Genomic DNA, 16,490 nt, shown 5'->3' with positions numbered 1-16,490 from the left:
ACGAGTACCTGGGGGACGCTGTCACATGGCTCATCTGTTCGATCCCGCCGCCGCCACGGCGGCCTATCTGGCGAAACTGCCGCCGGAAGCCCACGCCAAGGCCACGGCCTATACGCAGGGCGGCCACTGGCTGCTGCTGTGGGGCTTCGTCGTCTCGCTGGTGGTCGCATGGCTGATCGTCCGCAGCGGCGTGCTGGTCGGCCTGCGCAGGCGGCTGGAGAAGCGCCGTCCCCGGCCGGTTCTGGTCAGTTTCGGGGTGGGAGTCGCCTATCTGGTGATCGACGGTCTGCTCAGCCTGCCCTGGTCGGCCTACAGCGATTGGTGGCGGCAGAAGTCGTACGGGCTGACCAGCCAGGCTTTCGTCGGCTGGCTGGGCGAGGCCGGCATCAGCCTGGCCATCACGGCTGCGCTGCTGGGTCTGTTCTTCGTCGCGCTCTACGCCCTGATCCGCAAGGCGCCGCGCACTTGGTGGCTGTGGAGCGGCGCGCTGACGGCGGTGTTCTTCGGCGTGATCCAGGTGCTGGCCCCGATCTATATCGAGCCGATCTTCAACAAGTACACGCTCGCGCCGGCCGGGCCAGTGCGCGACCAGGTGGTGGCCATGGCCAAGGCCAACGGCATCCCGAGCGACAAGATCTTCGTCTATAACGGCTCCAAGCAGTCCAACGCCTACACCGCTAATGTCGCCGGACTGTTCGGCACGGCGCGAGTGGCGATGAGCGACACCATGTTCAAGCAGGGCGCGGACCTGGCCGAGGTGCGCGGCGTGGTTGGTCACGAGATGGGCCACTACGCCCACAACCACGCCTTGTGGATCGCCGGAGTCATGGGCCTGTTGGCCACCTTGGCCTTCTTCCTGATCGACCGGTTGTTCACGCCCGTCGCCGCCCTGCTGGGCGCGGACACGGTGAAGGGCGTGGCCGATCCGGCCGGCCTGCCGGTGCTGGCGGTGGTGCTGGCGGTGCTGGGCCTGCTGGGCGCGCCCCTGATCAACAGCCTGGTCCGCATCACCGAGAGCGACGCCGACCACTACAGCCTGACCCATTTCAACGAGCCCGACGGCCTGTCCAAGGCCCTGGTCAAGACGATCGAGTACCGCGCGGCCACGCCGGGTCGGCTTGAGGAGGTGCTGTTCTACGATCACCCGGCCGTGGGCCGTCGCATCCGCCGCGCCATGGACTGGAAGGCGGCGCATCCGAAGGCCGAGGTCCAGGCGTTCGACGCGGCCGCCGCCCGCGCGGCCTTCGTCGGCCAGATGGTTACCCTTCAGCGAACCGAGCCCGTGGGGACCGGAGACCTGGTCCTCAAACGCGACGGCTCGTGGTTCCAACGCCACGACTTCGGCATGGACCAGGGCCGCTACAGCCTCGAAGGCGATCAGCTGTGCTTGGCGGAAGTGCGCGGGACGCGGACCTGCTACGCCATCGGCCGGTCGGCGAGCGGTTGGACGCTGAAGGCCGATAATGGGGCCGCGACGCCGGTCACGTTCCAGCCGATCCGATAAGCTGGTGCGATTTGGATTGATATCGGGCCTGAGGCATTCTGCAACATGGGCCACATCTCCATTTGCAACCTCGACGGCAGCGCCATCGACGCGCTGAAGCGGTGCGCGGTCGATCACGCGACCTCGGCTGAGAAAGAGGCGCGGCAGGCGCTGGCGGCCAGCGTCGCGCTGGAGCGGCGAGAAATTATTGCGCGCCTTGACGCCGTGCGTGCCGCGCTTGGCCCGCAGACCGGGCCGTCGAGCCTGGATTTGCTGCGAGCCGAGCGGGCGCGCGACGACCATCGATGACCAATAGGTCGAGCCTCTGAATGCTCGAGGCGCTCTACCGCTTCCGGACGAACACCGTGCCCGCCGAATAGCCCGCGCCGAAGCTGCAGATCAGCCCCGTCTCGCCGGCCGCGAAGTCGTCATTGGCCGAGTGGAAGGCGATGATCGAGCCGGCCGAGCTGGTGTTGGCGTAGGTGTCGAGGATGATGACGTTCTCGCCCGGCTCGGGGTCGCGCCCCAGCACCCTGCGACCGATCATCTCGTTCATGTTGATATTGGCTTGATGCAGCCAGAGGCGCTTTAGCCCCGTGGGATCGACGCCGATATCGCTGGCGTGCTCGGCGATCATCTGGCTGACCATGGGCACCACCTCGCGGAACACCTTGCGGCCTTCCTGCACGAACAGCTTGTCGCGCGCGCCTTCGCCCTCGGGGGCCGTGCGGTTGAGGAAGCCGAAATTGTTGCGGATGTTGTTGGAGAACTGCGTCTTCAGCCGCGTGCCCAGGATTTCCCAGCCGCCGGTCGCCTGGCTTTCCTCTTCCAGGATCACCGCGGTGGCCACGTCGCCGAAGATGAAGTGGCTGTCGCGGTCGGTGAAGTTTAGGTGGCCCGAGCAGATTTCGGGATTGACCATCAGCACCGCCTTGGCGCTGCCGACGGCGATGAAGTCGGCGGCGGTCTTGAGGCCAAAGGTGGCCGAGGAGCAGGCGACGTTCATGTCGAAGGCGAAGCCCTCGATGCCCAGAGCCTGCTGCACCTCGATGGCCATGGCGGGATAGGCGCGCTGCATATTGGAAGCGGCGCAGATCACCGCCCCGATTTCCGAGACCGGCTTTCCCCAGCGCTCGATCGCCTGCTTGGCCGCCTCGACGGCCATCTCGGCCAGGATCGAGATTTGGTCGTTGGGGCGCTCGGGCAGCACCGGCCGCATGATCTCGGGGTCGATGATCCCGCTCTTGTTCATCACATAGCGGGCCTTGATGCCCGAGGCCTTCTCGATGAACTCGGGCGAGGAGGGGGCCAGGGCCGTCACCTCGCCGGCGGCGATGGCCTCGGCGTTGGCGGCGTTGAAGCGCTCCACATAGCTGTTGAAGGCTTCGACCAACTCGGTGTTCGAAACGCTGAACGGCGGGGTGAACAGCCCCGTGGCGACGATGACGGCTTTATGCAAAGGCGGCGGTCCCGGTGACGCTTGGCGCGCCTAAAGGGACGCGTCTCTAATTTTCGTGCTGGCGAATCAATAGCACGCCTGACGCCCCCGTCACCTTCGACGGTGCGGCCTGGGCGCCACGCCACGAGCTTTTCGCCTCAGCGAGGGGAACGATGCGGCGCCGCCACATTCGCCTTGCACATGTCGGGAACGACACGCAATGGCCCCAAACCCGTCCGCTCCGCGACCTATCGCGGCCCCATGGCGACACTACTCAAGCCGGGTCGAGGCGCTCCCCAGTCTCGTCAGTATCAGGAGTAAAACAATGAAAACTCTCATGTCGGTGGCCCTCGCCACGCCCATCTTCGCTTCTTTGGCGATCGCCGCCGTTCCCGCCCTGTCGCACGCTCAAGAGGTCTATGGGACCCTAGGCTATGCCGGCTCCCGCGCCGACGGCGCCGACACCGGCGCGGTGCAGGGACGGCTCGGCGCCAAGCTGACCCCGCACTTCGGCGTCGAGGGCGAGCTTTCCGGCGGCGTCAAGGACGACATTATCGACACCAACGGCGTCCGGTCCAATCTCGAACAGACCCATCAGGCCGCAGTCTATGGCGTCGGCTTCCTGCCGGTGACGCCTCACATCGACCTGCTGGCCCGCGTTGGCTACGGCAACAGCCAGTTCAAGCAGACCGTGGCCGGGGTCGAAAACAAGTTTGACGCCGACAGCGTCAATTATGGCGTCGGAGCCCAGTACAAGGTCGACGACAAGAACGGCGTCCGCGTCGACTACACCCGCCAGCAATTCCGGGACAATGACGCGGCCGACGCCGATGTGATGTCGGTCGGCTACGCTCGGAAGTTCTAGCCTAAGGGGCCGCTCACTTGCCCCCACCTGGCGGCTTCGCCGCCTGTCCGCCCCCATCGGGGGCGGGGTCTCGCGCGAGCTCTTCCCCCTCTGGGGGAAGACGGCCGAAGGCCCGTAGGGGGCAAGTGGGCGGGCCTAACCCCACGTCGCCCTTGACGCTCGACGCCTACAGCCCGACCTTGAAAGAAAACGGGGAGGAAGGCGTCGGCTTGGACAAGGCGATGATAATTCAATTGCTCGGCTCGGCCACGGCCGTGACCCTGCTGGTGGGCTTGGCGGCCTGGGCGCGCATTGCGCGAGCCACGCCACCGCTCGACGCCGGAGGCGCGCGCGCCCTGCTGACCGACGAGTTCCCCGACGATCCGATCGAGGCCCTGTGGATCGCCGCCGACGGGGCCGGCGTCGTGGCGCGGTCCGCCGACCGAGCCCTGGTCCTGTGGCGCAAGGGCGACGGCTATGTGGCCCGCGACCTGCCCTGGGCGCAGGCCCTGTGCGCCACCGCCGCTAACGGCCGCCTGACCCTCAAGTCGGCCGACGGGTCGCCCCGCCTGGTGCTGAAGGACGGCGCCTGGCCGCCGCCCGAATTCACGTCGCAAGAGTTCGCCGCATGAAGACCTTCGACCCCGTCCAGATGGCGATCCCGTTCTTCGTCATCGCCGTGATCCTAGAGGTGCTGCTGGCCCGGCTGGGCAAGGCCGACGCCCGCTACGAGGCCAAGGACACCGCCACCTCCCTGGCCATGGGCCTGGGCAGCACCATCGCCGGCCTGCTGACCGGGGGGATCGTGGTCGCCGCCAGCCTGTGGGCCTATTCGCACCGGGTCTTCACCATCCCGATGACCGCGATCTGGGCCTGGGCCGTGCTGTTCTTCGCCGAGGACCTGACCTATTACGCCTTCCACCGGCTCAGCCATGAGCGGCGGGTCTGGTGGGCCAGCCACGTCAACCACCACACCTCCACCCACTACAACCTCTCGACCGCCCTGCGGCAGACCTGGACGGGCGGGATCGCCGGCACCTGGCTGCTGTGGCTGCCGCTGTCGTTCCTGGGTTTCCCGCCGGCCATGGTGGCGATCCAGAAGGGGATCAGCCTGGTCTACCAGTTCTGGATCCACACCGAGGCCATCAAGCGCATGCCCAAATGGTTTGAGGCGGTGTTCAACACGCCGTCGCACCACCGGGTGCACCACGCCCGCAACGCCCGCTACCTGGACGCCAACTATGCCGGCATCCTGATCATCTGGGACCGGATGTTCGGCACCTTCATCCCGGAAACGGACGACGAGAAGATCCGCTACGGCACGGTGAAGAACCTGCCCAACTTCAACCTGCTGACCAACGTCTTCCACGAGTGGATCGGCATCGGCCGCGACGTGGCCCGCCACCCCCGCCATGCGTTGGGCTACATCTTTGGCCCACCGGGCTGGAGCCATGACGGTTCGCGCGATACGTCCCACACCCTGAAGGCCAAGTGGCGGGCGCGGATGGAGCGGGGCGGGGCGGGGGCGGCCGCCGCGCAAAGCGGGAACCGCGACGCGACGGAAACGGACACGCCGAGGCCGAAAGCGGACCTAGAAACCCTCTCTCTTTGAGAGAGAAAGTTCAAGAGACCGACTTGGGTCGTCAGACCGAGGGGATCTCGTCATCCCAGTGGGAGAAGACCTTGCCGAAATTGACGGCCTGGGCCTCGGCGGCGTCGGTGCGGTGATCGGCGACTTCGGTCCTGGCGTCGCGCAGGAGATAGGCGGTCACGCCGGCGCCGAGGCTGGCGAGGAGGACGATCCCGGCGATGGCGGCAATCAGGTGCGGTTTTGGGAGGTTGGGCAAGCTGGGTCGAGGTTAGCGGTGAAGCGCGACCGCGCAAAGCCGGGTTGCCGAATGGGGACGCACGCATGCGTGCGTCCCCGATCCAATCCGAAACCGTTCGAGCCCTAGTCCCGCAGCAGCGGTAGGCTCAGTCCCATGGCCGGCCGGGCCGCCAGGATCTCGCGGCGGAAGCGGAACAGTTCGGCGGGGCGGCCGCCGGTGTCGGCGTCCTGGCGGCCCAGGCCCTCGACCAGGTCCTCGCGTTCGACCACGCGGCGGAAGTTCTGCTTGTGCAGCGGCACCCCGGCAATGGCCTCGACGGTGCGCTGCAGGGCCGACAGGGTGAATTCGGCGGGCATCAGCTCGAACACCACCGGGCGGTACTTGATCTTGCCCCGCAGGCGGGACAGGCCGGTCGCGAGAATGCGGCGGTGGTCCGAGATCATCGGCTCGCCCAGTGCCGCCGACAGGGCGACCGGCTCGGCCGGATCATGGCCGTCGGCGCGGGCCCGGTCGCGGGCGGCCTCGGGGGCCAGGCCCGCTTCATAGAGCAGCTCATAGCGCTCCAGCACCCGTTCCTCGTTCCAGGTCGCGCCGTCCAGGGCGAAGGCCAGGCGCGCTCTGGACCACTGGCTGGCGTCGTCGGCCGCCCAGCGGCGCAGGGCCGGGGCCAGCACCTGGTCCAGCAGAGCGGGGCGGCCATGGCGCCAGTCCTCCCACGGAAAGAAGGCCGACCATGGGGCCCAGGCGGTGTCGGGGGCCCGGGTCTCGACGGCGGTGGGGGTCAGGCCCAGATAGCCGACCGAGACGATGCGGGCCGCGCCCGCGCCCATCTCGGCGCGCGGGGCGTCGCGGCCTTCGTCGCCGAAGGTGTAGAGCTGCTCCACATAGCCCAACTGGAACCGCGTCTGCTCGGTGACGAAGGCCCGCAGGCCCAGCTCGAAGGTACGATGGCCGGCCGGGTCGAACGATCCGAACGGCAGGCCGGGCAGGGGGCTGGCGATATCGGTCACCGCATCGTGCGGCCGGACGGTCAGGACAACGGCCTCGCCCTCACGGATCGCCACGACCACGGCCGACAGGCCGATGACGACGGACGGCGCCGTGAAGGGGGCGGGCTGCGGGGTCATTCGGTCTCGAACGCCTCGCCTGGGGCGGACTCGAAGCCCGCCGCCTTGGACAGCACATGGAAGCGCTGAACATAGCGCGCCTGGGCCTCGAAGGGCGGCAGGGGGTTGATCCTCAGGTCGTAGCCAGTGGGCGGCGCGCCAAAGATCGCCAGAGACTCGTCATGCGCGAATCCGGCCAACTGGGTGGCCTCGAAGAAGGCGCAGGCCCGGTCGGCCGTCTTGATCAGTTTTTTGACCGCCGCCGGGACCTTCACCGGCAGGCCAAAGCGGATGTGGATGGCGTCCTCCAGCCGGGCCTCGAAGTCCTTGTAACTGACGCCGAGGGCCGCCTTGAACGGGCTGATCATGTCGCCGATCACATATTCGCTGGCGTCGTGCAGCAGGGCGGCCAGCCGCCATCGGGGCTCGAGGTCGGGCTTGATGTGGGCGGCGATCTCCTCGACCACCACGCTGTGCTGGGCCACCGAGAAGCCGTGCTCGCCGACCGTCTGGCCGTTCCAGCGGGCGACCCGCGCCAGGCCGTGGGCGATATCCTCGATCTCGATGTCCATGGGCGAGGGGTCCAGCAGGTCCAGCCTGCGTCCCGACAGCATCCGCTGCCATGCCCTCGGCGGGCCCTTGTGCAGCCCTTTGGCCACGAGATCGTTCCTTATGGTGAAGGTGGCCGCGCAGGCGGCCGCCGCCCAGGGTTTGACTGACCCATCGGTTGACAAAGATCAATGCGGGGCAGGTCGTTGCCTGTGAAAATGCTTCCGATGGGAGATCGATCATGAGCTGGGCGAGAATCATGGCGCCGCTTGCCGGCACGGAGGGCGAGCGGGCGTTGCTGGACGCGGCGGCGGTCCTGGCCGCAGGCTTCGACGCCGAGTTGGCGTGCGTCCACGCCCCGGCCGACATGGCCGACCTGATGCCGTGGATGGGCGAGGGCTTCATGGGCGGCGTGCAGGTCACCGCCCTGGAAAGTCTCAAGGAAGCCGCCGTCGAAGGCCATAACGCCGTGGCGCGGATGGTGGGCGAGCTCGGCTACGCCAAGGCCAAGGCGGTCAGCCTACAGTCGCCCATCTGGGCGGGGCTGGCCATGGAAGGCCGGCTCTCCGACGTCATCGTCTTCGACAGCGCCGCGGCGCGGGGCAGGGGGCCCCTGGCGGAATGTTTCCAGCAAATGATCGCCGACGAGCAACGGCCTGTAATCGTGGCCCGGCCCGGCTTGAGGGTGGGCGGCGTGGCGCTGGTGGCCTGGGACGGTGGCAAGGAGGCCAGCCGCGCCGTGCGCACCGCCCTGCCGCTGCTTCAGAAGGCTTCGAGCGTGGTGGTGGCCGGCGCGCCGGACGCCTCGTCGCGGGCTTTCGACCTGGAGCGGCTGGTGGCGTTTCTCGGCGCGCGAGGCGTTCAGGCCACGACCAAGCTGCTGCCGGGATCCGGCGACGCCGCCAGCCTGCTGCTGGGGGCGGCGCGCGACGTCGGCGCCGATATCCTGGTGGCAGGGGCCTTTGGCCATCCGCGCCTGCAGGAATTCATTTTCGGAGGCACGACCCGCAGCTTGTTGAACGGCGACGGGCCGTCGCTGTTTTTGTCGCACTAGGGTTAAAAACCAACCCGCTTATCCCGGCATTCGCCGGGATAAGCGGTTTTGATAAGGTGTCATCCCCCGACGTTGTGTCGGACCAGCGTCTTCATGTCCTCGAACACATCGTGGTCGCTGCCGCCGCGGCCCCTGGCCTTGACCACGGCGACGGCCAGCGGGCCGCCCTTGGGGCCCCGGGCCTCGTAGCCGACCACGCGATAGCCGCTGGTCGCCTTGTCGCTGGCCAGGATCAAGGTGGCGCGCACGCCGTCGCCGCGCTTGCGCTGACGGATCTGGGCGCCGTCCTGATTGGCGTGAACATCGACCTCGCCTTCGTCGTCGCTGGTGGTGTTGACGTTGACCGTCGAGCCGCCGTTGCCGACGCGCTCGCTGATCTTCCGGGTGGTGTCGCCGTCGCGGATGGTGACGTTCTTGGCGACCTTGACCTCGGCCGACCCGTCATTGGCGTTGATCGTGAGGCCGCCAATCTTGATGTCCGCGCCCTTATTGTGAGCGTCGATCCGGATGCCGGGCAGGCGGACCTGAGCCGTCTCGCCATCGTGCTTGGCGCCGGGCGGCGGCGGTGGGGTCGGGGATTTCATGGCCGGCATCAAGGTCTTCAGGTCGGCCTCGATCGGCGCTAGCGCGGCCTCTGCGTCTCCGCCGTTGAGGGCGACAAGCTTCAGCGTCACCTCAGCGTTCTGGCCAGCATAGACGCAGCTTTGCCCGTCCGTGGCGACGCTGACCCGCTTGAGTTCACCCTGCTGCTCCGGGCAATCCAGCTTGCTGATCGCCCGCAGCGATTCGTGCTTGCCGGGCCGGCCAGCACGGTCGTCATGGATATCGACCTTGGGCGAGCAAGCCGCCAAGGCCACGAGGCTCGTGGCCGCAGTCAGCAGCATCAGATGTCGCATCAAGGAATCCTCCATTCGGCGGGAACGTGGTCTGGCGACGCCGGAAGGTCCAATGAAATCGCGGTAAGTGGGGGCTCTGCCTACTGTCCCGGCCGCGCCCCAGAGCCCTCGCGGCGGGCGAGGAAGGCCAAGCGCTCGAACAGGTGGACGTCCTGCTCGTTCTTCAGCAGGGCGCCGTGCAAGGGCGGGATCAGCTTGGTCGGGTCCCGCTCGCGCAGGGTGGCCTCGTCGATATCCTCGACCAGCAGCAGCTTTAGCCAGTCCAGCAGCTCCGACGTGGAGGGCTTTTTCTTCAGGCCCGGCACCTTGCGCATGTCGTAGAAGATCCGCAGCGCCTCGGCGACCAGCTTCTGCTTGATGCCCGGGAAGTGCACGTCGACAATGGCCTGCATCGTCGCCACTTCGGGGAAGCGGATATAGTGAAAGAAGCAGCGACGCAGGAAGGCGTCCGGCAACTCCTTCTCGTTGTTCGACGTGATGATGATGATCGGTCGGACCTTGGCGGCGATCGTCTCATTGGTCTCGTAGACATAGAACTCGTTGCGATCGAGTTCTTGCAGCAGGTCGTTGGGAAACTCGATGTCGGCCTTGTCGATCTCGTCGATCAACAACACGGGGCGCACCGGGGCCTCGAAGGCTTCCCAAAGCTTGCCCTTCTTGATGTAATTTTTGACGTCCTTGACCCGCTCGTCGCCCAATTGGCTGTCGCGCAGCCGGGTGACGGCGTCATACTCATATAGGCCCTGCTGGGCTTTCGTCGTTGATTTGATGTGCCAGGTCAGCAGCGGCGCGCCCATGGCCTTGGCCACTTCGTAGGCCAGGACCGTCTTGCCGGTGCCTGGCTCGCCCTTGATCAGCAAGGGCCGCTCCAACGCCACGGCGGCGTTTACCGCCACCTTCAGGTCGTCGGTGGCGACATAGTCGGCGGTGCCTTCGAAGCGCGAGCTCATGCAGGATCCCTGACGGCGTCTTGAAAGAGGACGCCTCGAACAGTTGTTCAAATCAGGTCTAACCTACAGACCAACCGTCGCCAGGATCAAGTCGGCTTATTGGCCATCCTCGGCGCCGCCGGGATGCCGCCGATGGCGACGGGCTACGGACGGCGGATCGCTGGCGGGAAAGCTATCTTCGAGGCCTTCCTCAAGTTGCTTCTCAAGGTCTTGCGACGTCTCATCGAGCTCAGGTTCGGGCGTGTCGGGCATCGGCGGTCTCCTGTCGTCGGCGGGCCTAGGCTTCGGGAAACCGCCGTTCAAGGACGTTTGGTGGCGTTCAGCTTTCGTCGGCGTAACCCAAAGCCTCGATGTCGTCGTCGGCCAATTCGGTCGATTCGAAATCGGCCGCAGTATCGGCCTCGTCGGGGATCGAGTCCTCGATGTTCTCATCGTCGTCGGCGATGGCGGCGAGTGGTTCACGTTCGATATCGAGACCCTCGTCGTCGCGACCGCCTTCGAGTTCACCATCGATCTCGTCGAGGGCCTCGTCGTCGATATTGCCGATGTCCTCCTCGTCCTCATCGGCGTCACCGTCGGCTTGGGTGAGGTCGATCACATCATCAATCTCGTCGAAATTGGCGATGTCCTGGCCATCGTCGGTGAGGTTGGTCTCGTCAAGCACCTCGGCGGTGTCCTGGGCGTCGTAGTCGGTGTCGGTCGGCATGGCGGCACTCCTGAACTCGCGAAGGACCCCTGCGCCTTCGCCGCCCGGATTCAATCCGCCGCCTGGTTCGATGTTCCGTGACGTTCAGGTGAAAGGTAGCGCGTAGCCCTTGTCAGTCAGGCGCTGGACCATCTGGTCGCGCTTCGCCGGCCAGTCCTCCGCCAAGAGGCCTAGTCCGACGACGTCGGCCGGCGCGCCGTCCTTGATCACGTGATGACGAAACAGCGCCTCACGCTGGAAGCCATAGCGCTCATGCAGCTTCCAGACGCTGTCGTTCGACAGCAGCACCTCGCACCATAGCTTGTCGAAACCCAGAGTCTTGAAGACGTATTCGATGACCCAGAACTCGATATAGGAGCCTACGCCCAGGCCACGAACCGAGGGGCTGGCCAGATAGTAGGCCCAGGCGCAGCGGCGGTTGCGGCGGTCGATGTCGGCGAGATTGGCCAGGCCGACCGGCTGGCCATCGACCTCGATCACCCAGTAACGGCGGCGGCCGTCGCCGACCATGCCGCCGAACCAGCCGTCGTGCTCTGCAGGGCTGATCTGGTGGTCGGAATACATGAAGGCTGCGACTTCTGGGCCGTTGCGCCAGTCCAGCAGCCGCTGACGGTCAGTCTCGACAACGTCGCGGAGCACCACGGTGTGCAAGGCGGTCATGCGCGGCGATCTCCCCCCATTTGGATCAGGTCTGGTCGCCCGGCGACGAACGCGCGCACATCGTTGGATGTGAAGGCCGGATTGGCGGCGTGGAGGCCATCATACACCGCCCGGACGAAGTCCAGATCGTCGGGGCGATCGACCGTCCAGCGCACGTCGCCGTCGTCGGCCGCCTGTTCCAGGCCCGCGATCTGGAAGCGGCCGGGATGGCGGTAGAGGAAGGGGGTGACGTGCTCGCGGTCATACGGATCGACGGTTTGGCCGGCCGCGATCTTCAGAGCCGCCGCCTCGAAGATCTCGACGTCCAGGCCCTTGGGAAAGCTGCGGCGACTGGGGGTGTTGGAGGTGTAGTCGGCGCCCGAGCGCAGGTGCAGCTTAAGGGTCTCGTCAATCAGTTGGGGATCGGCGAGGGGGCAGTCGCCGGTCAGGCGAACCACCGTGCGCACAGGGCCGAAAGCGTCGATCGTGCCGATGAAACGGCCCAACACGTCATCCAGGGATCCGCGAAAAACCGGCACGCCGGCGACTTCAAGGCGGGCGGCCAATGGGTCGTCCGTGGGCTGATCGGAAGTGGCGACCACGATCCGCCTGAGGTGTTCGCAGCGTCGCAAGCGCTCGATCTGCCGCAGGATCATCGGCGCGCCCGCGAGATCGGCCAGCACCTTGCCGGGTAGCCGCGTCGACGACATGCGGGCCTGGAGAATGGCGAGCGGCAAGGGCGTTCCCGAACGTGGCCTTGGTGTTGTCGCCAGGGCGCGGTTGTCATCTAGGGGTGAAATACTGTTGGCGTGAGGCAGCTACACCATCGGGAAGCGCGCTTTGAGGGCCACGCCGACCTTCTGCATCGTGGGGTCCCAGTCGTTGTAGTCCGAGGTGATGAAGCAGCGGGTCTGTGGGTACCAAGGATAGGTCTGCGCTCCCAACCGCGTCCACGACGACGCCCCGGTCAGCATCCAAATCGGCGCGCCGCAGGCTCCGCCCAGATTGGTGGTGGCGTTGGAGAAGCCAACGATCAGGTCCATGGCGCAGCAGAGGGCCGCGACGTCGTCTAGGTCCTGCTTCAGGTCAATGCCCGGCGGCTGCCAGATGTCGACGCCGAACTCTTCCCGGGCCAGGGCGATCTCTTCGGAGCAGTCGCCATATTGCAGGTTGACGAAGGTGACTCCCGGCGTCTCAAACACCGGCCGCCACAGCATGAAGGGCGAAAACTGCCGGGCTCTCTCGCCGTTCAGCTTCAGGCTCTTCCACAGCAGCCCGACCTTTGGACCCTTGGGGGCGTTTTCCAATTCCCGCCGCCAATGCTCGACGCGGGCGGGATCGGCGACCAGGAAGTTGAGACGGTTCGGGAAGGAGGCGACGGTGGAGCGGAAGGTTTCAAGCAGCGTTCCCATGGGCGTCCACAGGTCGATCGCGCTCCAGTCCTCGATCTCTGGCGCACCCCGATAGACCCGGCCTTCATAGGAGACGGTGCGGTGCGGGGTCACGGTAATCTGCGGGAAGGAACGCTGGAACAGCGGGACCAGACGCCGCTCGACCGCGATCGACAGCTTGCCCTGCGGGCCGAGGGCCTCGATCACGTCGGGCAGCATGTTGGCGAACATCACCTCGTCGCCCAGGCCCTGTTCGGCGCAGATCATCAGCGACTTGCTGGCCAAGTCCATGCCGGGTGAGTAGCGCTCGCCCTCGATGGTGAAGCGGGGGGCCTCAAGCAGGTCCGCGGAGAAACGTCCCTCATATTCCTTCCAACCTTCCGCCACCCGGCCCAAGGCCAGCAGGATTGTGGCGCGGCCGAACTTCATCGTCGCGAGGTCCTCGGCCGACTCCGCCACGGAGATGGCGAGTTCGCAGTCCGTGAGCGCGCCTTCGACATCGCCGAGGTCGATCTTGGCGTAGGCGCGATTGTGGTAAGCCTTGCCAAATTCCGGGGCCAGCCGGAGCGTCTCGTCAAAGAAGGTCACGGCGGTCACGCCGTCGCCCAGGCTGCACATGATCGTGCCCAGGGTGTTCCACAGCAGCGGCTGGGCGGGATGTTCGTTGATCGCCGGACGCAGCACTTCGATGGCGTCCTCGCAGCGATTGAGGTCGCGCAGGGCGCAGGCCAGGTTGTTGACGCCCTCCAAATCACCGGGGCGAGCCTGCAGGTAGTGCATGAAGAACTTGGCGGCGATCTCCGGCATGTCCATCCGGAAGGCCAGGCGCCCTAGGTCGCCAGCCACGGCCCCGTGATTGGGCAGCAATTTGAGCGCCGCTTCATAGCAGCGCATCGAGCCCGCGAAATCGCCGGTCTTCTCGCGGGCGATGCCCAGAACATGCCAGGCCACGCCCAGCTTGTCGTCGCGTTCCAGGGCCTGAAGCGCCAACTTCTCGCCCTTGGCGAAGTCTCGGTTCTGCATGGCATGGATCGACTCGGCCAGCAGGGCGGCGACCTCGCCGTTGCGGACGTCGCTGGTCTGGCGATCGAGACGCGCCAGGGCCTCGGCGGACGCCGAGTCGCCGATCGTCGAGATCCGAAAGCCGAGATTAACGGCCTGGGCCACGGCTTCCTGGGCCATCGCCAGGGCGCTGGCCGAGATCTGCGTGTCGCGACTGAGAGACATGATTGAGGCCTTGGCGATTGGAGAGAGTCATCCTCTGGGTCAGTATGCTTAATTGAGTCCTAAGCTGCGTCGCACGGTCGCAGGCTTGGCAATGAGACGTTAACCGCCTCCGCCTAGCTTCTGGCCTGAAACCGTCATCGCGACGGATAGAGGCGACATGGCAATGCAAGAGGGAGCGGCCCTGTGCCATTGAAGCTGTCGCTGAAACCCGGCGAAAAGTTCGTGCTGAACGGCGCGGTGGTCCAGAATGGCGACCGTCGCGGCGTTCTGGTGCTGCAGAACAAGGCGTCGGTGCTGCGTGAAAAAGACATCATGCAGCTCGACGAAGTCGTTACGCCGGCGCGCCACATCTATTTCCCGGTCATGATGATGTATCTGGACGAGGCCAACGCCGAGCGTCAGTACGAAGAATTCGCGACCCGCCTGAACGAGTTCATGGGGGTCGTGCGCAATCCGGTCGTGTTGAGCGACTGCATCGCTATTTCCAAGCACGTCATGGCGCGCGAGCACTACAAGGCGCTCATGCTGAGCCGCAAATTAATCGAATACGAAGATGAGAGGTTGGGGCATGTCTCTTCGGGCGTACCAGCAGACGGCGACGCGGACTGAAAACCCGCGTGAGATGGAGTACCGTCTGTTCGGCCAAGTGACGCGCGCCCTGATGGCCGCGTCGGAGGCGCCGGTGGACGATCTCGCAACGCGCATCGACGCGCTCGACTGGAACAGGCGCGTCTGGTCGGCGCTGGCGACCGACTGCTCGCTGCCGGAAAACACCCTGCCGATGCAGCTGCGGGCCAGCATCATTTCGCTCAGCCTCTGGGTCGGGCGCCACTCCAGCGCGATCATGCGCAAGGAGGAGGATTTCGAACCGCTGATCGAGATCAACCGCATGATCATGCAAGGCCTGGCCGGTCGCGCCGACGCGGCCTGAGGCCGGAAGGAGGGTGGTTTGCGCCCCCTCGAAAAAAACGTTCCGGTAAAACCTGCCGCCCGGTGAATTCTGCATTCGCCGGGCGGTTTCGTGTCCAAAGCTTGGCTAGAAAATAACGCTTAACATCAGCGACTTACGATTTTATCGAGGCTGGCGCCAAGTGGCCCACTGCTTGCGATGAGTTCCGTGGGCAAACGCCCGACCGGCAAAACGCCGGGGCACTCCTCCCAAAATGGCGAGCAACCACCATGATGAACTCGATCAACACCAATGCCGGCGCCATGACCGCGCTGCAAAACCTGAACTCAACCAACTCGGAGCTCCAAACCACTCAGCAACGCATCAACACCGGCAAGAAGGTTGGAAACGCCAAGGACAACGGCGCGATCTGGTCGATGGCCAAGATGCAAAGCACGACGTCGCAATCGCTGAATGCCGTGAAGGATTCCCTCCAGCGCGGCCAGTCGACGATCGACGTTGGCCTTGCCGCTGGCGACACCATCACCGATCTGCTCGGCAAGATGAAGGAAAAGGCCCTGGCCGCTTCCGACACCTCGCTGAACACCTCGTCGTTCAACGCCCTGGTTTCCGATTTCACCTCGCTGCGTGACCAGATCACCAAGGCTGCCACCAACGCCAAGTTCAACGGCGTCAGCCTCGTGGACGGCACCACCACCAAGTTGCAGTTCCTCAGCAACTCGGACGGCGTCGCCTACACGGTGAACGCGAAGACCCTGTCGCTCGTCGGCCTGGGCCTCACCGCGACTTCGTCCTTCACGACCGCCGCCGCCGCCAAGACCATGATCGCTACCATGACCACGGCCATGACGACCGCGACGAACAAGTTGGCGAACCTGGGCACCAGCTCTGTCGGCCTGGACATGCACTTGACCTTCGTGGGCAAGCTGCAAGACAGCCTGGACGCCGGCGTGGGCAACCTGGTTGATGCCGATCTGGCCAAGGAAAGCGCCAAGCTGCAGTCGCTGCAGACGAAGCAACAACTGGGCGTGCAAGCTCTGTCGATCGCGAACCAAACGCCGCAGTCGATCCTCTCGCTCTTCAAGTGATCGGCGACTAGGCTCAAGGAAGCGATCAAAGCCGGGCGGCCTTCGGGCCGCCCGGCATTTCTTTTTGAGGGATCAACGGTCGTCTAGTTTCTCCGGCCCAGGCCTCATTTGCCCGGCAAGTTTTACCCACTCGGACTTCTTGTAGGCAGATGTTGCCCAGGCAAGACCATGGTAAATAGACTTATAACGCAGGGATTTCATGAGCTTGCGTGGATCTGCCTACCCGGCAGGTTTGGCCCGGCAATTGCTTTCTGTTCCCATGAGCAAAACGCTCCCGGCAGTCAAAATGACGTCGGATGCCTTGAATAGGACGACGACCATGGGTCTCAATAGCATCAACACGAACTCGGGCGCGATGATCGCCCTGCAAAACCTGAACA

Annotated in this window: 20 protein-coding genes and 1 pseudogene; 10 read left to right on the top strand and 11 right to left on the bottom strand. The window is 65.5% G+C overall.

The genetic code is table 11. From position 1 onward, the window contains the following. Positions 1-25: 25 nt before the first annotated feature. Positions 26-1,504, top strand: coding sequence for a M48 family metalloprotease (locus ACP7AG_RS09865; protein ID WP_426030680.1), 1,479 nt, complete (start codon positions 26-28; stop codon positions 1,502-1,504). A 45-nt stretch (positions 1,505-1,549) separates the two neighbouring features. Next, positions 1,550-1,792 carry a hypothetical protein gene (locus ACP7AG_RS09860; RefSeq protein WP_426012141.1) on the top strand — a complete coding sequence of 81 codons (243 nt, stop codon included), beginning with the start codon at positions 1,550-1,552 and terminating at the stop codon, positions 1,790-1,792. Positions 1,793-1,826: 34 nt separating this feature from the next. Here the strand turns inward: ACP7AG_RS09860 and ACP7AG_RS09855 are convergent, their stop codons facing one another. Then, the gene (locus ACP7AG_RS09855; RefSeq protein WP_426030679.1) at positions 1,827-2,942 is read right to left on the bottom strand and encodes a beta-ketoacyl-ACP synthase III; all 1,116 of its coding nucleotides are present in this window, start codon (positions 2,940-2,942) and stop codon (positions 1,827-1,829) included. A gap of 304 nt (positions 2,943-3,246) precedes the next feature. On the opposite strand from ACP7AG_RS09855, the gene ACP7AG_RS09850 reads away from it, so the two are divergent. The 3 genes from ACP7AG_RS09850 to ACP7AG_RS09840 all read left to right on the top strand — a co-directional run bounded on the left by ACP7AG_RS09850 (position 3,247) and on the right by ACP7AG_RS09840 (position 5,377). Next, complete coding sequence (locus ACP7AG_RS09850; RefSeq protein WP_426030678.1) at positions 3,247-3,786, top strand: porin family protein; 540 nt, start codon at positions 3,247-3,249, stop codon at positions 3,784-3,786. Between the two features lie 221 nt (positions 3,787-4,007). Further along, positions 4,008-4,397 carry a hypothetical protein gene (locus ACP7AG_RS09845; protein ID WP_426030677.1) on the top strand — a complete coding sequence of 130 codons (390 nt, stop codon included), beginning with the start codon at positions 4,008-4,010 and terminating at the stop codon, positions 4,395-4,397. After that, positions 4,394-5,377 (top strand): sterol desaturase family protein, encoded by a 984-nt coding sequence (locus tag ACP7AG_RS09840; RefSeq protein WP_426030676.1) that lies wholly within the window; start codon positions 4,394-4,396, stop codon positions 5,375-5,377. The genes ACP7AG_RS09845 and ACP7AG_RS09840 overlap by 4 nt, the downstream gene beginning before the upstream one ends. Before the next feature lie 31 nt (positions 5,378-5,408). Here ACP7AG_RS09840 and ACP7AG_RS09835 read toward each other — a convergent pair whose 3' ends face one another. The 3 genes and pseudogenes from ACP7AG_RS09835 to ACP7AG_RS09825 all read right to left on the bottom strand — a co-directional run bounded on the left by ACP7AG_RS09835 (position 5,409) and on the right by ACP7AG_RS09825 (position 7,359). Then, positions 5,409-5,612, bottom strand: coding sequence for a hypothetical protein (locus ACP7AG_RS09835; protein ID WP_426030675.1), 204 nt, complete (start codon positions 5,610-5,612; stop codon positions 5,409-5,411). 104 nt (positions 5,613-5,716) lie between these two features. After that, a pseudogene (locus ACP7AG_RS09830) lies at positions 5,717-6,779 on the bottom strand (NUDIX hydrolase). Then, complete coding sequence (locus ACP7AG_RS09825) at positions 6,718-7,359, bottom strand: YfbR-like 5'-deoxynucleotidase (protein WP_426012132.1); 642 nt, start codon at positions 7,357-7,359, stop codon at positions 6,718-6,720. The pseudogene ACP7AG_RS09830 and the gene ACP7AG_RS09825 overlap by 62 nt, the downstream one beginning before the upstream one ends. Positions 7,360-7,490: 131 nt before the next feature. Here ACP7AG_RS09825 and ACP7AG_RS09820 point away from each other — a divergent pair, with 131 nt between their 5' ends. Continuing rightward, positions 7,491-8,303, top strand: coding sequence for a universal stress protein (locus ACP7AG_RS09820; protein WP_426030674.1), 813 nt, complete (start codon positions 7,491-7,493; stop codon positions 8,301-8,303). A gap of 59 nt (positions 8,304-8,362) precedes the next feature. Here the strand turns inward: ACP7AG_RS09820 and ACP7AG_RS09815 are convergent, their stop codons facing one another. The 7 genes from ACP7AG_RS09815 to ACP7AG_RS09785 form a co-directional block, all read right to left on the bottom strand. Next, a complete protein-coding gene (locus ACP7AG_RS09815; RefSeq protein ID WP_426030673.1) occupies positions 8,363-9,199 on the bottom strand; it encodes a hypothetical protein in 837 nt (278 codons plus the stop codon). A gap of 80 nt (positions 9,200-9,279) precedes the next feature. Continuing rightward, positions 9,280-10,149, bottom strand: coding sequence for an AAA family ATPase (locus tag ACP7AG_RS09810; protein WP_426030672.1), 870 nt, complete (start codon positions 10,147-10,149; stop codon positions 9,280-9,282). A 96-nt stretch (positions 10,150-10,245) separates the two neighbouring features. Further along, positions 10,246-10,401, bottom strand: coding sequence for a hypothetical protein (locus ACP7AG_RS09805; RefSeq protein ID WP_426030671.1), 156 nt, complete (start codon positions 10,399-10,401; stop codon positions 10,246-10,248). Between the two features lie 67 nt (positions 10,402-10,468). Continuing rightward, a complete protein-coding gene (locus ACP7AG_RS09800; protein ID WP_426030670.1) occupies positions 10,469-10,855 on the bottom strand; it encodes a primosomal protein in 387 nt (128 codons plus the stop codon). Positions 10,856-10,939: 84 nt separating this feature from the next. Continuing rightward, positions 10,940-11,515, bottom strand: a complete 576-nt coding sequence (pseH, locus tag ACP7AG_RS09795; protein WP_426030669.1) for a UDP-4-amino-4,6-dideoxy-N-acetyl-beta-L-altrosamine N-acetyltransferase — start codon at positions 11,513-11,515, stop codon at positions 10,940-10,942. Further along, on the bottom strand, positions 11,512-12,231 hold the full coding sequence (locus ACP7AG_RS09790; protein ID WP_426030668.1) for a cytidylyltransferase domain-containing protein: 720 nt from the start codon (positions 12,229-12,231) through the stop codon (positions 11,512-11,514). The genes pseH and ACP7AG_RS09790 overlap by 4 nt, the downstream gene beginning before the upstream one ends. Positions 12,232-12,312: 81 nt before the next feature. After that, positions 12,313-14,112 carry a tetratricopeptide repeat protein gene (locus tag ACP7AG_RS09785; RefSeq protein ID WP_426030667.1) on the bottom strand — a complete coding sequence of 600 codons (1,800 nt, stop codon included), beginning with the start codon at positions 14,110-14,112 and terminating at the stop codon, positions 12,313-12,315. A gap of 183 nt (positions 14,113-14,295) precedes the next feature. On the opposite strand from ACP7AG_RS09785, the gene flbT reads away from it, so the two are divergent. From flbT to ACP7AG_RS09765, 4 genes are all read left to right on the top strand, one after another. Next, positions 14,296-14,721, top strand: a complete 426-nt coding sequence (gene flbT, locus ACP7AG_RS09780) for a flagellar biosynthesis repressor FlbT (protein ID WP_426012114.1) — start codon at positions 14,296-14,298, stop codon at positions 14,719-14,721. Continuing rightward, positions 14,681-15,043, top strand: a complete 363-nt coding sequence (gene flaF, locus ACP7AG_RS09775) for a flagellar biosynthesis regulator FlaF (RefSeq protein ID WP_426012112.1) — start codon at positions 14,681-14,683, stop codon at positions 15,041-15,043. Before flbT ends, flaF begins: the two co-directional genes overlap by 41 nt. Positions 15,044-15,291: 248 nt before the next feature. After that, positions 15,292-16,110, top strand: a complete 819-nt coding sequence (locus ACP7AG_RS09770; RefSeq protein WP_426012110.1) for a flagellin — start codon at positions 15,292-15,294, stop codon at positions 16,108-16,110. Positions 16,111-16,309: 199 nt separating this feature from the next. Further along, a partial coding sequence (locus tag ACP7AG_RS09765) for a hypothetical protein (protein WP_426030666.1) occupies positions 16,310-16,490 on the top strand: 181 nt, incomplete at its 3' end.

This window comes from Caulobacter sp. DWP3-1-3b2 (assembly GCF_049896325.1).
Taxonomy (GTDB): Bacteria; Pseudomonadota; Alphaproteobacteria; order Caulobacterales; family Caulobacteraceae; genus Caulobacter.
This window is presented reverse-complemented; position numbering and strand designations above follow the sequence as displayed.

Coding starts and splice junctions, on each gene's coding strand:
- ACP7AG_RS09850 (WP_426030678.1), top strand. CDS start 3,247: ATGAAAACTCTCATGTCGGTGGCCCTCGCCACGCCCATCTTCGCTTCT.
- ACP7AG_RS09840 (WP_426030676.1), top strand. CDS start 4,394: ATGAAGACCTTCGACCCCGTCCAGATGGCGATCCCGTTCTTCGTCATC.
- ACP7AG_RS09810 (WP_426030672.1), bottom strand. CDS start 10,149: ATGAGCTCGCGCTTCGAAGGCACCGCCGACTATGTCGCCACCGACGAC.
- ACP7AG_RS09805 (WP_426030671.1), bottom strand. CDS start 10,401: ATGCCCGACACGCCCGAACCTGAGCTCGATGAGACGTCGCAAGACCTT.
- ACP7AG_RS09770 (WP_426012110.1), top strand. CDS start 15,292: ATGATGAACTCGATCAACACCAATGCCGGCGCCATGACCGCGCTGCAA.
- pseH (WP_426030669.1), bottom strand. CDS start 11,515: ATGACCGCCTTGCACACCGTGGTGCTCCGCGACGTTGTCGAGACTGAC.
- ACP7AG_RS09785 (WP_426030667.1), bottom strand. CDS start 14,112: ATGTCTCTCAGTCGCGACACGCAGATCTCGGCCAGCGCCCTGGCGATG.
- ACP7AG_RS09865 (WP_426030680.1), top strand. CDS start 26: ATGGCTCATCTGTTCGATCCCGCCGCCGCCACGGCGGCCTATCTGGCG.
- ACP7AG_RS09815 (WP_426030673.1), bottom strand. CDS start 9,199: ATGCGACATCTGATGCTGCTGACTGCGGCCACGAGCCTCGTGGCCTTG.
- flaF (WP_426012112.1), top strand. CDS start 14,681: ATGTCTCTTCGGGCGTACCAGCAGACGGCGACGCGGACTGAAAACCCG.
- ACP7AG_RS09820 (WP_426030674.1), top strand. CDS start 7,491: ATGAGCTGGGCGAGAATCATGGCGCCGCTTGCCGGCACGGAGGGCGAG.
- ACP7AG_RS09800 (WP_426030670.1), bottom strand. CDS start 10,855: ATGCCGACCGACACCGACTACGACGCCCAGGACACCGCCGAGGTGCTT.
- ACP7AG_RS09860 (WP_426012141.1), top strand. CDS start 1,550: ATGGGCCACATCTCCATTTGCAACCTCGACGGCAGCGCCATCGACGCG.
- ACP7AG_RS09845 (WP_426030677.1), top strand. CDS start 4,008: ATGATAATTCAATTGCTCGGCTCGGCCACGGCCGTGACCCTGCTGGTG.